The organism is Candidatus Brocadia sinica JPN1 (assembly GCF_000949635.1).
Classification (GTDB): Bacteria; Planctomycetota; Brocadiia; order Brocadiales; family Brocadiaceae; genus Brocadia; species Brocadia sinica.
The window spans coordinates 1,934,816-1,948,657 of the sequence record NZ_BAFN01000001.1 but is presented as its reverse complement, the minus strand read 5'-3'; the positions used below and the strand labels follow the sequence as shown (position 1 = coordinate 1,948,657).

Genomic DNA, 13,842 nt, shown 5'->3' with positions numbered 1-13,842 from the left:
ACATCATCCCCGGTCCCTTATAGCATAGTCCAGCAAATCCTCTACAGCAAGACCAATGTCTCCATTCGTATGCTTATTTGCATACTTTTCGATGATTTTAAACTCTTTTTTTCTGAGGTTAATACTCAAAGTATGAGGCACAGCAACCATTACTTTTTCTGCAGAAACTTTCTTATATTTTTCATTATAATATTTTTTGAAGGAAGATTTGTCATCAGGATTCTCCAGATACGTCACTACATCCCTGGCAGCCTCTATCCCGCTGATATAAGCCCCGTGGACCGATAAAGGCTGGTATTGATTGTTGTATGCCGGGGCGGTAGCTTCCCCTGCCCAGAAAACAGGGAGTGTTTCGAGTGGATTCTTCAAAGTTTCTCGGACATTTTTAATCTCCTCAATACTCTTTCCTTCATTGTAACCAATATATGAATTTCCACCCCTTGACCATGTATCTGCCCCCCAGTCCTTGCGGTAAACGTTTGGTTCATCATTACTTTTCCAGACCAGTTTTTCCTTCCAGTCCCAGTGACCTTTCCTGTTGTATATTTCTTCTATACGCCTGAATATATACTCGGCAGCCATTTTGTCATTACTCATGTTCTTTATGATTAAATAATCAACTCCCATCATTAAGGCGGTAAGAACGTAGGGACCATTTTCCAGATAGGGAAAGGACGTGAAGAAAGTCCTCGGCTGAGGATTTTCTTTTTGTTTATGCCCGGTTGGATTGACTAAAAGGGCCATATTATTATCGTTCGTTCTATGATCATACCCCCACACACATTCCCTGAATTGCATGACAAACTTGGCAATTGGCCCTGGTTTTATGATACTAAAAACTTTCTTTTTTTCTTCAGGAAAGAACTGTCCAAAAATATGAGTTCCCTTATGCAGGAGCATCCCGACAGAAAAGGTGCAAATCGCAGCATCCGCGGTAAATTCCATCCCATTTCTTGTTTTAATCCTGATTCCTTTTTCAATTTTTTCTACACCAGTAACCTCATGTTCATAAAGGATATTTCCTTTGATTTTACCAGGTTCTTCCTGTTCAAATTCTTTCAATATAGCTTTAGGCAGCCGGTCAAAACCGTATCTTTGTTTATCAGGGCCGAGCATCTTGAACTCATAAAGCTCTTCGCGGAGCTGATCGGGTACTTTATCAAAGGTTAGCCCTGCAACGCTAATGTTGTCTTCCACAGATTTACAGTATGGGTCACCCGTATGATTCGGCGGACAAAGCTTGGCAGGCAAGTCGTCCAATGCCAATATCCCTGGTGTATGGGACGAAACAGCATACAATGCCATATCGTGCCCTTTTCCCTGATACTTTATTGACTCAACAAATTTTTTTGCCGGTTGATCACCATTGGCAATGTCAAAGTTTTTAATCTTTCCGAATAGCCCGGAATTTTTCAGTCCCATTTCAAACAAATTCTGGTCATACGTATGCGCCCACGTAGCCGGTTGGGGTAAACTCCAGTTTGGATCCGGATCTCCGGGAAAAGCGACTCGAACATGATTGAATTTGGAGTACTTTTCATGTCTGAATTTCTGGCGTTTTATCTCCGCCCAGAACTCTTTATAGGGGTCATCATCAACATGTATGAAATGAGCTCCTTCCTCAACCGGGAATCCGTCTCTTCTGGCGCCACCGTCATCAGTAAGCACGAAGTCGTCCTTTGAGCACATCCGCCCCCCGACGTGATTTGATGCCTCAAGTATTAAGACGCTCTTTCCGGCATTTTTCAGTTCTCTGGCGGCTGTAACACCCGCAATACCCGCACCCAAAACTATACAATCAAAATGATCAGGCATATGATGCCTCCTTCCAGGGAAGCGATTTTCATATTCTTTCGCAACATTATGTTACGCGATGCAGGAAATCGTTAACATTTGAGGATGAATATGATATTCACTTTTTTATCATCAAAACATCTTCAGTACATGAAATAATGTTTATCGCATATGACGCGCTTTCTTTATCTTCAAAATAGACATTTATTTTGTCTTTTCCTTCAGCTTTCCAATACCCGGAAATCCGGGCCGGACGATCTGCCGGACCTATGCCATATTGAACAAATTCTCCATTTTCTTTTATCTCAAATCCAAATCTGCCTCTAGACCTGGGAAAATTATAATTGCCCGGTCTGAAAACCTTTGCCTCTCTTGTATCTTCTTCGTAAGAATGTACCCAATGCCTGAAAATCTCCTTAGGAAGACCGTTATTGCTTCCCATAGTTTGCACCGTTTGGACATGAAAGAACAGCAATGAAAAAAGGAGTAATGATTTTGTAATCTTCATGGTTCGACTCATTCCTTATAAAGGGGCATGCAGAGGGCGACCTTCTGCATGCCCGCCTCCAATATACTATATGCAACTATTTTGTTTTGATGGATTTTTTCCGTACTTTTCCTATTCCATACAATGTTAGGATAAACGCCATGGCTGTTATCGACCCCTGGCCACAACTACCACCACTTGGTGGACACTTTAATCCGTCTGAACTCATGATGGTCGATCTCGGTCCGGTTATGGCAGCATCCATCCTTGCAGACTGGCCGTTGGTGAACATAACCATACAAGCATCATCCGTGTAATCCATATAGTCCATGAACATATCCCCATTCGTACCATTATCGCAACTGCTATGTGGAAAGGGAGGACATCCGTAATTCATACATTCCTGATTAGGGGTGTCATCAACCAAGTCAGAACCACTGCACTGGTTTGCGCCCGGACAATCATCACCCCAGATGTGGCGCAGGTTAAGCCAGTGCCCAACTTCATGGGTAGCCGTCCTCCCTTTGTTAAATGGAGGGACTGCTGTTCCGGTATCACCCAACGCCGTATAGGCAATTACTACCCCGTCCGTGTCCGCCGGGCCTCCCGGGAATTGAGCATATCCCAGGAGACCGTCTGCCAGGTTACATACCCATATGTTTAAGTACCTGTCCCTTGGCCAGGCATCACTTCCACCGCTGACGGAAAATTTCACTGTATCGTCAGAACCAAATCCTGTTGCTGTTGTTGATTTTCTTATAATACCGTTTGTAGAACCACCGCCGGGGTCCCTGCAAGCAAGGGCAAATTCTATCCGCGTATCCGCTATCAGGGATTGAAATACTGACGGAACTGAGGATACATCGGCATTCAACTTTCTGTAATCTTCGTTGAGGATACGGATTTGACTCTTAATTTGCCCATCCGAAATATTCTGTTCGGGGGTATTATAGACGACATGAACAACGACAGGGATTTTCACTACTTCGGTTCGCAATACCCCCCGAAGAAGATAATTCCTGGTGAGATTCTCAATTGCCGTTTGGTTTTCCCGGTATGCCGGAACGGTTCTCATAAGTCTTTCATGAACTTCCATGGCTGCGCAGGTTCTTTTCTTCTCCTGGGAGTAAATCCCGGATGAATATACAATAAACAACATTACCATTAAACAAAAAACGATCATGCCTGACATCAAGAAAGACCTTTTCATCTTCATCCCAAAAACCTCCTCTCAAAAGGTTGAGACCATCAGTTCAGAAAAAACGGGAACGTCTTCATTTCCGAATTTTTGACGATTGCACCCGACTGCCTTACTGTTTTTATCGTTAACCTAGCTCATGGAATTCCTTGACGTTATTATCTTCACTACATTCTGAAAGCTCATTTTTGTAATCTGCTTTTACCTCAAGATCGGCATCGGGATTATAAACCCAGTATGGCAAAAAGAAGGTAACCGTTGCGGTATCTCCGGGTCCTAGCGCCGGAGTGGGAGCATCGGCAGTAGTAATTGGTTCCCACGCCGAGCTTGTATCGGTTAACCGGGCTACGGTAGAACCGGCAGGGGCATCACCAATATTCTTAATGGTGGCGCGAATTACCGAACGTTTGTTTTGGGCGTCCCACTCTGGCCTTTCGATCTTTTCGACTACCAAATCAGGGCAACCTTTCATTCCAAGACACCTCGGCAAAACATGTTCAACGTCGAGCGTTTCAACCTGCTCATTCTTACCGGCAGCTGTGTATACTGCAATTACTTCCAGTTCAACCTCACTCTCGATGACTACAAATCCCTTGATAAAATCTGCATTCGTACGGGTGTGTTCAAAGATATCCCTGTTATCGATTTCAAATGCCTGATAGGGGCCGAGTTTGGCCTTAAATAAATCAGAAACGGGACCAGGCTTCTCACCCGGCAAGGCAATAGAAAATCTTTTTTTCAGAATGACATTTTTGTCAGTGGGGTTACCCACATTAATGGCGGTCCAATATAACCCGGGAGCCACAACCTTGCCATCGGACTTTCCGCAGATGAATTTTATTTCGTACCGAAACTTTGCCTTCACATCATCAGGACAGATTAACCCATCTGAGCTTTGAATGGCCAACCTTGGCCCAGCCAAGGCGGCATCCATTCTTGCCGATTGCCCATTCGTGAACATCACCATACATGCGTCATCCGTATAATCCATATAGTTCATGAACAAATCCCCATTCGGACCATTGCTGCAGCTTATATGTGGAAAGGCAGGACAACCATAATTGGAACACTCCTGATTGGGTGTATCACCAACAGAATCAGAGCCACCGCACTGGTCACCACCGGGACAATCATCACCCCAAATGTGAAACAGGTTTAACCAGTGTCCGACTTCATGGGTCGCTGTCCTTCCTTTGTTAAACGGGGGGACAGCTGTTCCGGTATCGCCAAATGCCGTATAGGTGATAACCACCCCATCCGTGTCTGCCGGGCCTCCTGGAAATTGAGCATAGCCCAGGAGACCGCCCCCCAGGTTACACACCCATATGTTTAAATACTTATCCCTTGGCCAGGCATCCCTTCCCCCTTTTGCCGTAAATTTAACGGCATCGTCATAGGTAAATGATGCTACATCTGTTTTTGTTCTTGTAATACCAGAGGTAAGTTTTCCCTCGGGGTCTTTACAAGCAAAGGCAAATTCGATTTTCGAATCTGTTGCTAGAGGCTGAAATACCGATGGCACCGTGGATACATCAGCATTTAACTTTCTATAATCCTCATTGAGGACACGGATTTGACTCTTGATTTGATCATCTGAAATATTCTGCTCAGGAGTATTATATACCACATGAACAACTACAGGTATTTTCACTATTTCTGCCCGTAAGACCTCCCTGAGTAAGTAACTTCTTGTAAGGTTCTCAATTGCTGCCCGGCTATCTCTGTAAGCCGGAATAGTCTTCAGGAGTTTTTCATGGACCTCCATGGTTGCACAAATCCTTTTCTTTTCCTGTGCGTAAATTCCAGGTGAATATGCCAAAAGCGGTATTGCAAAAAGAGAAAAAAATGCCATGCCTAAAATAAGTGTTGGTCTTTTCATGTGAAGAATCCTCCTTCAGAAAAATATCGTTGCAAAAATTTTGTTCAGTTTTGAGAAAAGACTTTTGTTTTGAGTAAACTGCGAAAAAAGCTTCCTCAAAATAATTCCTGCCGGTTATTAATCCTGAAAGTGGAACTGTTCCGTATCCACCCAAGCCATCCTTATTAATGACCAGAAGTCCATGGCAATATTCTGAAGAATATACTCGTAGGGAATCCAGCCGTAACCAATGTTTCCCCAGTCAGTGCCCCAGGAATTACGGATAAGAAATGCGCCCTTAGATTTAATCTTTGGATATTGGGTATTCCTGATCTCGATAGTGTCATCGTATCCAACAGCTACGATTGCATGCCCCCAGCTAATTGGCTCACTTGGATCGGGTAGCGGAAACGCCCCAGGTATATCGCCGGAGAAGGATGACGGATAACCCCAAAACCCAAACATCGATGGAATACCGGCAGCGAGATATTTTTTGACACTGGCCAATACATCTGCATACGGTACATTTTTGCCCAGCGGGTCGTGACAAAAATATCGTAATGCCTCGTAATTATCCGCTATCGCATAAACAAACTGTGATGGATCCCGATCAAAATCAGGGTCAACATCGGTATACTGCCAATACTTCTCGTCCGGCACGCCGCATAGAACCAGAGCGCCCATGGTATTTCGGAGCCATGCCCCGGTGTCACCAGTAACTCCCATCAGATTTCTTGTATTTTTGTAAACAAAGAGGCGCGATCCGTCTCTGTACTTATTGAAAGCCCGATTCTCATAATACTCAATGACCGCAACTGCTGCATTGGCGGTGCATGACCCAAGTTGCCGCTGGTCTTCTATCGGGGAACAATACTGTCTTAGATCAACTGCCGGGGGGAGTGATGCTGCCAGGGATGCGTTGGTCTTCTTTGGAAAAATCAATTTTTGAACAAGTGGGATAATTTGCGGATGCGTGTCCATATAATCCCTACGGTCATAAATTGGGGGTAGCCAGCCTGTACCAACGGTAACATTCAAATCCGGAGGCTTTACCTGACGATTTCGAAGAAGAATTGCCATAAGAGATGACTCCTTTCCTGTATAAATTTCGAGACATTTTGTTGCAGGAATTAAGGTCCCGCCTGAACTTTAATTGTGTATGCCCCCACACCAGTCGAAGAATAGTGCCTGATTTCTGCAAAATAGTTACCGGCGGTGAGAACTTTACTGATCCGTGAATTTACATTGTTCCCCCCAATATCATCATTTTCAGCAACCAGGGTTGTTCTGTTGTTGGGACCGAACAGAGACATATAGGTATCTGTTTTCCCGCCTGTCTCTATTGTATATTGCCCATCGGCAACTACCGTAAACCCAAAGATGTCTTTTTCACCTGGACTGCCGATAGAGGCATTTGTTGGCGGGGGAGGAGCTGTAATTATCTCAAGCTGCGTAACAACCTCTTCAACGTTTGGATTGCCAATTCCAACAGCAGCCCAGGCGTTCTGAACTGTAATGTATTTAGGCGTGTCTCCTGGAAAAATAACCGCCACTGCATCTAAAGTGGCCTCTCGTGCCTCCATAAAGTCAGAATTGGAAGTCAACCAGTTAATTTGCGCTTCATAGAAAACTTTACCCACATTGAAGAGTCCCATACCTTGAACAGCAATCCCATGATGTGTTCCCCCCTCGGACATAAGATACGCAGCTTTGTTTGGTATGCCACTATTGAAGTGCACACATCCGTTGTATCTGTCATTTGAATCATAACATCTCTTATCTAAATTACTTCCATTCGAGTCAGGCACAACAAAATCATCCATATGATCGGGCTGGTTACCACGTGGAGGATTATCCATATACCGAAGGGCATCTCCGGGGGTACCGGGAGTAAAAATGTCTTCGCCAAGCATCCAGTCTAACGGGTCAATCAAAACCCCAAAAATATCTGATAGAGATTCATTTAATGCCCCTGATTGATTTTCATATATTAGCCCTGCTTCTCTTCCTGTAACTGCGTGGGTTAACTCATGAGCCACCACGTCCAAAGCTTGTGATAATGGAGAGAAAACGGTTCCATCACCATCTCCATATACCATTTGTTGTTCAAAAGGACTCCAGTACGCATTGTTAAACTTCTCTTTATGATGTACTGTTGATCTAAGGATTGCGCCTGAGTTATCGTAGCTATCACGACCATGATTGTTATTGTAATAATTGTAAACGGTACCGGCATTTTCGTGGGCTGCATCAAGTGCAGCGTCACCTACAGAAATATCTCCTTCCGATCGCTTTAAAGTTCCCGGAAGAGCTGCTCCGTTCTTACCATCGTACGTTTTACGACTTAACACGAACTGGAGATCATTATAAAAATGGATGACATCACCCGTATGGGCATCCACATAGTAAACAAATTCCCCGAGGGGATCCTCAGACTTCAGGCGTGCCTTCCACGCCAAATGTGTTTTATCATTATAGTTGTATACAATTAATTCAGCTTTCGGTTCCTGCACAGGTTCCGTCCTAAGTTTTAAATCCCGTTTGGCCGCATTGAATATAGCAGTAATAGCATCCGAACTCTGGATCGAAGGTGAAGTGTTTACATCAATATTGGGTAAATAATGCCCATTTACAACCTGAACTTCTTTGTTACTGTTGATATGAACTAAGATTTGCTTTCCCTCAACAGGAAGCGACTTATAAATCTGTTGAAGCTTCACATGTTCCCACCCGCGCTCGTCTTTATTTACATCCCGAATGGTAAGCTCTTGTTCTGTATCAGTCATATGGAAAAGAGCCTTATTTGTTTTGAAGAAACGGATTGCGATTTCTTTGGCATCAGCATCAATCTTTTCACTCAGTTTACCGGCCAATCGAACCGGAGCGCCTGTTTTATCATCCCATCGGATTTTAATCGTTGGATCAATCTGCTTTAATTGACTGATTACGGCCAGTTGCCGGTCTGTCTGGGCATATAGATGGGAAACAGATGTCCCAGTCCGGAGGCACAAGACAAAAAATATTACAATCACCCTCGGAACAAAATTTTTCATAATGGTCCTCCTTGGATACTCCGTCGTATTGTCAAAAGTTTTCATAATCTTTTTATAAAGATCCTTCTTGATTTCGATCTTTACAAAAGTTGGAGGGATATCATTTCCCTCCAACTTCCTGGGCAATACTTAAGTAACAACGCCATCTACCGCCTCGGATATTTCCACAACTTGTTCAAAACCTACAGTTTTTACGTTAGCCAGCTTATTCTGAAAGTCCCGAATAACACTTACAGAAAAATTTTTCCATTGGCTCTCATTGAGAAGATAGACATCACCTCTATAATGCAAATGGGCTATCCTGATTCCTCCAGGCCATTGCCAGGGACGTAAACGGGCTTTTTCTTGTTCTCCTGACACAATATTCCGTGGAGTAAAAGGATTTTCTGCCATGAGTGACTCGATAGGCACAGGCTTGAGTTTATATTCCTCTATAGTTTTTCCAATCAGATCCATACTTTTAAGCCAGATAGGCGCTGGTATCCCATATATCCATCGTCTTACTAAGAAAGGATTTATTCCGTCCATTGTTTTATCCTCCATAAAGTATATCACTTACTGAATACAGAAAGAAAATGTATAAACTATGTAATACCTCTTAACTCTTCATTGTTTATAGATGAACAGATAGAGCGCTTTCAAGCCGGCGGAGGAGGGCGACCATTCTTCATACTGTTTCCTTTTACCAGAAAATGATTTATTCTATTTTGGTGATTCGCCTTTATAAACCCTTCCAGGCCTTTGATGCTTCTTACAGAAGCATGACGGTAAATTTTCATTCTATTCTCCGGTCACGCAGTTAGCGGTATGTGCTTCTATCAGGTTGTAAAAAAAGACTGATCCAAGTTTCTCCTCAAGGGCCTGGAAGGTATTAAATGCAGTAATAATTGCAGTTCTTTCTGAAGCGCATAAGAACGGACTTACCCGGTTATAATACCCAGACGAAAAATAATTTGAGCAGCCGCACCAGTTCATGCAGTAATCCTTCAGACTGCACGACAGGCATTCGGCGTTGATTTCTTTGCCAGGCTCTGTTTTGCAAAACATTCGCTCTCTCTTTATCCCATCGGTGATATTGCCGATACAGTGTCCATTTCCCGTGTCTGCGCCGATAAGTCTCTCACAGGGATAAATATTTCCAGAAGGTGTGAAGGCGAACTCTCCGGTTCCCATTCTGCAGCGTTCAAGAGGTTTGTATCCTTCGCGCAAAATGGCGGCTATCTTGCTGTCAATTAAGCTGATAAAATGGGGTTTTTGCCGAAGATAATAATCAATATACTGTCTTGATATCTGACCATAAATTTCAGGAAGTAATTCAGCCTCTTTTTTCGACCAGGGCGCCGAAAAATCAGGATTTAAATAGATCCGCTTTAGTCCAAGGGAAGCAAGATATTCCACAACTTGAGGTAAATATTGAAAAGTCTCAGGATGATAAACCGCATTAACAAGAACGGAGGAGAGAACCTCTTTTGCGCGCTTTATCGTGTTCGTAACATCAATTGAACTTCCTTTACCATTTGAAAAGATCCTAAAAGTATCCTGTATAAATGGAGGACCGTCGCAACTTAAGCAGAATCCTATATTGTGTTCATTCAAAAAATCAGCTATTTCATCAGAAAAAATTGTCCCATTGGTTACAACAGTAAGCTCTACCAATGCATTTTTAAATGATGGATGATTTTCTATCAATTCAGTTATTTCTTTCATAAGCTCAAATTCAAGAAGCGGTTCGCCACCGAAGAAACCGATGTCAATCTTTTCTTCAGAAGGAGTATTTTTAAAGACGAAATCAATAATCTTTTTTGCGATGGTTAGGGACATCCTCGTGTCCCTTTTGTCGATGTAACAATATTGGCATCGCATATTACATTGTTGCGTAATACATAGTGTATATTTCATTGTAAATTCCCTTCCCTGTTACCAGGTAATTACACGTCATTCAAATGAAAATAAAAAAGCCTTACTGCAAAGATGTTCATTAAAACATCTTCGGCAGTAAGGCTGTCTCATAAGCAGTTTAAACTGTTTAAACCGCTTAAACGGCTAGCAAGACCCTTTACTTTGCGTCCCCAGATGACTCTGGGTTTGCCTTTATCGATATGTTTTAAAAATTACGTTACGTTATTGGACCACTCGACTATTGAAAAAATGACTTTTTCTGAAATATATTTTTGTTCATTTCAGTAAATCCAGCAAAGGCTGAATTTTATCTGCCATTTTAATGTAAACGCCCCGCACGTTAAGGCACTTTGCTTCCATCAAGGCTGACAGGGAAGGGCGCTATTGTAATTTGCTGAATCTATGCACAACTGAGGCGCAAATTCGATTCCATAGCAGATTGGTAAAAGTTTGCCTCCTCAATTTGCCAATAAATAAAGGGTTCTCGTCCCCATAGGGATCTTCATCCGTTCACTGCCAAATGAAAAGTGTAACAGGAAAATGTTACACTTTTTCAGATAACAAAAAGGCAACTGAATGCATAAATAAAACTGAAATGCCGGGAGGACTCATAAAATCAATGGACTAGCTATCACGGCAGAGAGTTCTCGAGAAGGGTTATACTGTTACACTTTTTGCAACATCTCTGTAACATCAATCTCTGAAATGTTACATCTTCCTGATTTCCCATGACATAAGCTTCTCTCTCTACCAACATCCGAATTTTTGTAATTCTGCATTCCCGGACCACCTGTTAAGATGGGTGACACTTTAGTCCTTTCTGCCGGTATTTCTCTCGTTAGGATTTATCTTTCTGGAGGGGCTAAAAAGGCTCCTCCTTAATTTGATCTACATCGTTTACAATTATTTCCGGTTGACCGTTATACAACTTAAACACACCCTTTACGAAAACAAAATTCTGTTTCATAAGCCCATTGGGAATATCCGAAGGGTCACCCAAATGCCGGATGCGAAGATAATTAATAATTTTGTCATGCCGGGGATTATTTTCAAATACGTATAAATAGAAATATTTTTGAAGCTTAACCGATAGCTCGATGGCCGTACCAGATCCTGCGCCTCTTATATTACTTATCTCACCAAAAACAACCCTCTCTTCCTCACTCCTTGCAGCAACCATCGCCTCCTCGTAATCCAGTCCATCAGGAAGGAATATAAGCCTTTTGTTATCCCTCTTTTCATCTCTGCCCGCCTGGATGTACCTTGCTCGTACCTCCCACCACATCTTAAGCAGGTGATAGGGTCGCGTGGCATCCCCCGCATGGGTTGCATCGTCCCAAATCCCCCTCCCTTCGAGCATGGCCTCCCTTTCGGCTTCCAGAAAAGCGTCATGGTAACCACGCGCATAGCCATACTTTTGAAAGTAAGGGCTGTATCCCCATCGAACCGCCTCTAAATTATAGTTTTCATTTTCCGCCATCACATAAGTCAAAGGACGATTAAAGAAATCGATGATTTTATAATCAGCCTCGTATTCAAGCTCTGCTCTATTCCCCCTATCCCGGAACCATTTTCTTGCCCATTCAACTGTTTTGGCGCCAAAACGGGTTACAGGCTTTAAGGGTTTACTGTTTTTGGTCTCTTCAGTATCAGTACAGGGAGTTCTCAGGTTGGTAAGGCTTCCATCAAGTTTTACCTTCACTGTGTCTCCGTCTATTACCTCGATGATTTCATAATTGCCACTCAGTTTTAATCCCATCGCAAAGACCTCCTTTTATTCAAAATAACATTAACGCCCTTCCAAAAACACACGGTGTATCTATTCGCCTATATTATTGAAATGCTTGCATATTGTTTATGGTTCTACTTTCCCGCTTTATCCATCAAGAAAGAATTTTTCCCTTTTCTCTTTTTTCAACCACGCATTGTATTGCCTCTATCACGGCGTTCATATTCTTGAGAACCTATTACGGTTTCACCCACACAAATCGAAGAAGACCCAAATTGAAATTTTTTTGATAAATGCTTATCAATGCTCATCCGTGGTTAAATAAGCTTTTTCTCTTGCGCACTTTGCATACTCTGTTGTGAACGATTATCTCTTATAAATATCTTCCCGACAAACCATAAGCAACCAAGGATAGCAAAGGCTCCGGCTATATAGGTACCTATAAATAGATTTCTTCTGAGAGATTGGGCTTCACCAGTCAATGAAGCAAATAATCCAGGTTCTGAGATGACGAGTAAACAGGCACGAACGAAAATACCTATAATGATGGCCATGAGAATTACTAATACCATAGGATGAAAAAGGCTCGGGTAAGGTGGCAAATACCAGCAATCTGTCTGTCTCTGAAATACTTTTGCATCAACTTCGCTAGCATTCTTTTTATATTCCTCCCAAAGTATTGAATATAAACCCTCGCTCTTTTGAAGAGTAACCGTAACAGCCACCATCAAGCCTGCCATAAGGATAGGAAATAACTTGATGAGGTCTGGAAGATCCGCAGGAATCCGTCCAAACGGCGATTCAAGCGAACTAAGCCGGGAGTCTAATTTATCTTTACTATCCTGCAATTTCGTCATATCATTATTCATCTTATCCAATTCTTCTTTTTGCGCTTTTACGGCCTCTTTTAACCTTCCTACGAGCATATTAATCTTATCCCCAAGCAATCCAAATGACTTTTTTACTTCATATTGAAGCTCTTGAGCTACATCTAACTTACCTCTCGGGCCAGAATAACTCCGCCAAAAATTCGGGTTTTCTTTTTCAACTCTATCGATATACTTTTGAATATCCTTAATTCCCTGCTGAGTTATATTCTGTAAATCAATATCACCAACCATGTCCGATGTTATGTTTGCTTGCTTGATTGGTTCCTCGATTCCTTCCCTAATTTCATTGAGTAAATTATTAAACCATGTCTCAATATACCAGTGCACACCATCATTAAATGTAGTAATACCGGATGGTAAGGAAAAATCCCCAATCTTGATAAACCTGGATTGCTGAATTTGCATTGATTGCTGGACAGGAAAGGGCATATTCGAATCATTTTCCAGTTTTTCTCTTTCTTTTGCAGGTCTCTGGATATTAATTGATTGTTGTACAGGGGCTGACTGTTGGATTTGTGTTGATCGATTAGATGTGTCTGGAGATAATTCAGAAAGAAATACATTCCAAAGATCTGACAATATCCCTCTCAGATGTTGGGGAAAATCCCTTATCTTATTTTCAATAGTAGTCTGATTCGTCTTGATATTTTTGCTCAGGTTTGTAATGCGCTCAGACTGGCCTGATAGTTGATCAAACTGTAGTTTCTTTTCGTCTAATGATTTTTTTAATCTGGGCTCTTGCTCTTTATATTCAAAATAAGGTTCCACTACATAGAAATGGGCAATCAAAGCAAACAGGAGACCTGCGCCAAGAAGGCGGTTTACATGCTTCTTGCACGACCTCAAATCATCAAAGATCACATCAAATAATTGTGGCATAGCTTATTCTCCCGATAGAGACACTTCATGAGTTCTATTTGATAAATTCACTTGC

10 protein-coding genes and 1 riboswitch are annotated in these 13,842 nt (G+C 42.3%); all 10 genes read right to left on the bottom strand.

Features of this window, described 5'->3' with window-relative positions; translation table 11 throughout:
• Positions 1-3 precede the first annotated feature (3 nt).
• Positions 4-1,815 (bottom strand): flavin monoamine oxidase family protein, encoded by a 1,812-nt coding sequence (locus BROSI_RS08665; RefSeq protein WP_052563363.1) that lies wholly within the window; start codon positions 1,813-1,815, stop codon positions 4-6.
• Between the two features lie 97 nt (positions 1,816-1,912).
• Positions 1,913-2,302 (bottom strand): hypothetical protein, encoded by a 390-nt coding sequence (locus tag BROSI_RS08660; RefSeq protein WP_052563362.1) that lies wholly within the window; start codon positions 2,300-2,302, stop codon positions 1,913-1,915.
• 76 nt (positions 2,303-2,378) lie between these two features.
• Positions 2,379-3,497, bottom strand: a complete 1,119-nt coding sequence (locus BROSI_RS08655) for a zinc metalloprotease (protein ID WP_200891726.1) — start codon at positions 3,495-3,497, stop codon at positions 2,379-2,381.
• Positions 3,498-3,606: 109 nt separating this feature from the next.
• Positions 3,607-5,358 carry a M43 family zinc metalloprotease gene (locus BROSI_RS19825; RefSeq protein WP_157842456.1) on the bottom strand — a complete coding sequence of 584 codons (1,752 nt, stop codon included), beginning with the start codon at positions 5,356-5,358 and terminating at the stop codon, positions 3,607-3,609.
• Between the two features lie 117 nt (positions 5,359-5,475).
• Positions 5,476-6,417 carry a C1 family peptidase gene (locus BROSI_RS08645; RefSeq protein WP_052563361.1) on the bottom strand — a complete coding sequence of 314 codons (942 nt, stop codon included), beginning with the start codon at positions 6,415-6,417 and terminating at the stop codon, positions 5,476-5,478.
• Between the two features lie 50 nt (positions 6,418-6,467).
• Positions 6,468-8,390, bottom strand: coding sequence for a M4 family metallopeptidase (locus BROSI_RS08640; RefSeq protein WP_162183229.1), 1,923 nt, complete (start codon positions 8,388-8,390; stop codon positions 6,468-6,470).
• Positions 8,391-8,519: 129 nt separating this feature from the next.
• On the bottom strand, positions 8,520-8,918 hold the full coding sequence (locus tag BROSI_RS08635) for a hypothetical protein (RefSeq protein WP_052563359.1): 399 nt from the start codon (positions 8,916-8,918) through the stop codon (positions 8,520-8,522).
• 252 nt (positions 8,919-9,170) lie between these two features.
• The gene (locus BROSI_RS08630; protein ID WP_082059125.1) at positions 9,171-10,289 is read right to left on the bottom strand and encodes a radical SAM/SPASM domain-containing protein; all 1,119 of its coding nucleotides are present in this window, start codon (positions 10,287-10,289) and stop codon (positions 9,171-9,173) included.
• Between the two features lie 89 nt (positions 10,290-10,378).
• A riboswitch (cyclic di-GMP riboswitch) is annotated at positions 10,379-10,490 on the bottom strand.
• Positions 10,491-11,151: 661 nt separating this feature from the next.
• Positions 11,152-12,048: a thermonuclease family protein gene (locus BROSI_RS08625; protein WP_052563357.1), complete on the bottom strand. Its 897-nt coding sequence runs from the start codon at positions 12,046-12,048 to the stop codon at positions 11,152-11,154.
• 287 nt (positions 12,049-12,335) lie between these two features.
• Positions 12,336-13,787 carry a hypothetical protein gene (locus BROSI_RS08620; RefSeq protein WP_052563356.1) on the bottom strand — a complete coding sequence of 484 codons (1,452 nt, stop codon included), beginning with the start codon at positions 13,785-13,787 and terminating at the stop codon, positions 12,336-12,338.
• Between the last annotated feature and the right edge of the window lie 55 nt (positions 13,788-13,842).

Excerpts from the sequence above, each read along its gene's own strand:
- BROSI_RS08665 (WP_052563363.1), bottom strand. The coding sequence starts at position 1,815 with ATGCCTGATCATTTTGATTGTATAGTTTTGGGTGCGGGTATTGCGGGT.
- BROSI_RS08660 (WP_052563362.1), bottom strand. The coding sequence starts at position 2,302 with ATGAAGATTACAAAATCATTACTCCTTTTTTCATTGCTGTTCTTTCAT.
- BROSI_RS08655 (WP_200891726.1), bottom strand. The coding sequence starts at position 3,497 with ATGAAGATGAAAAGGTCTTTCTTGATGTCAGGCATGATCGTTTTTTGT.
- BROSI_RS19825 (WP_157842456.1), bottom strand. The coding sequence starts at position 5,358 with ATGAAAAGACCAACACTTATTTTAGGCATGGCATTTTTTTCTCTTTTT.
- BROSI_RS08645 (WP_052563361.1), bottom strand. The coding sequence starts at position 6,417 with ATGGCAATTCTTCTTCGAAATCGTCAGGTAAAGCCTCCGGATTTGAAT.
- BROSI_RS08640 (WP_162183229.1), bottom strand. The coding sequence starts at position 8,390 with ATGAAAAATTTTGTTCCGAGGGTGATTGTAATATTTTTTGTCTTGTGC.
- BROSI_RS08635 (WP_052563359.1), bottom strand. The coding sequence starts at position 8,918 with ATGGACGGAATAAATCCTTTCTTAGTAAGACGATGGATATATGGGATA.
- BROSI_RS08630 (WP_082059125.1), bottom strand. The coding sequence starts at position 10,289 with ATGAAATATACACTATGTATTACGCAACAATGTAATATGCGATGCCAA.
- BROSI_RS08625 (WP_052563357.1), bottom strand. The coding sequence starts at position 12,048 with ATGGGATTAAAACTGAGTGGCAATTATGAAATCATCGAGGTAATAGAC.
- BROSI_RS08620 (WP_052563356.1), bottom strand. The coding sequence starts at position 13,787 with ATGCCACAATTATTTGATGTGATCTTTGATGATTTGAGGTCGTGCAAG.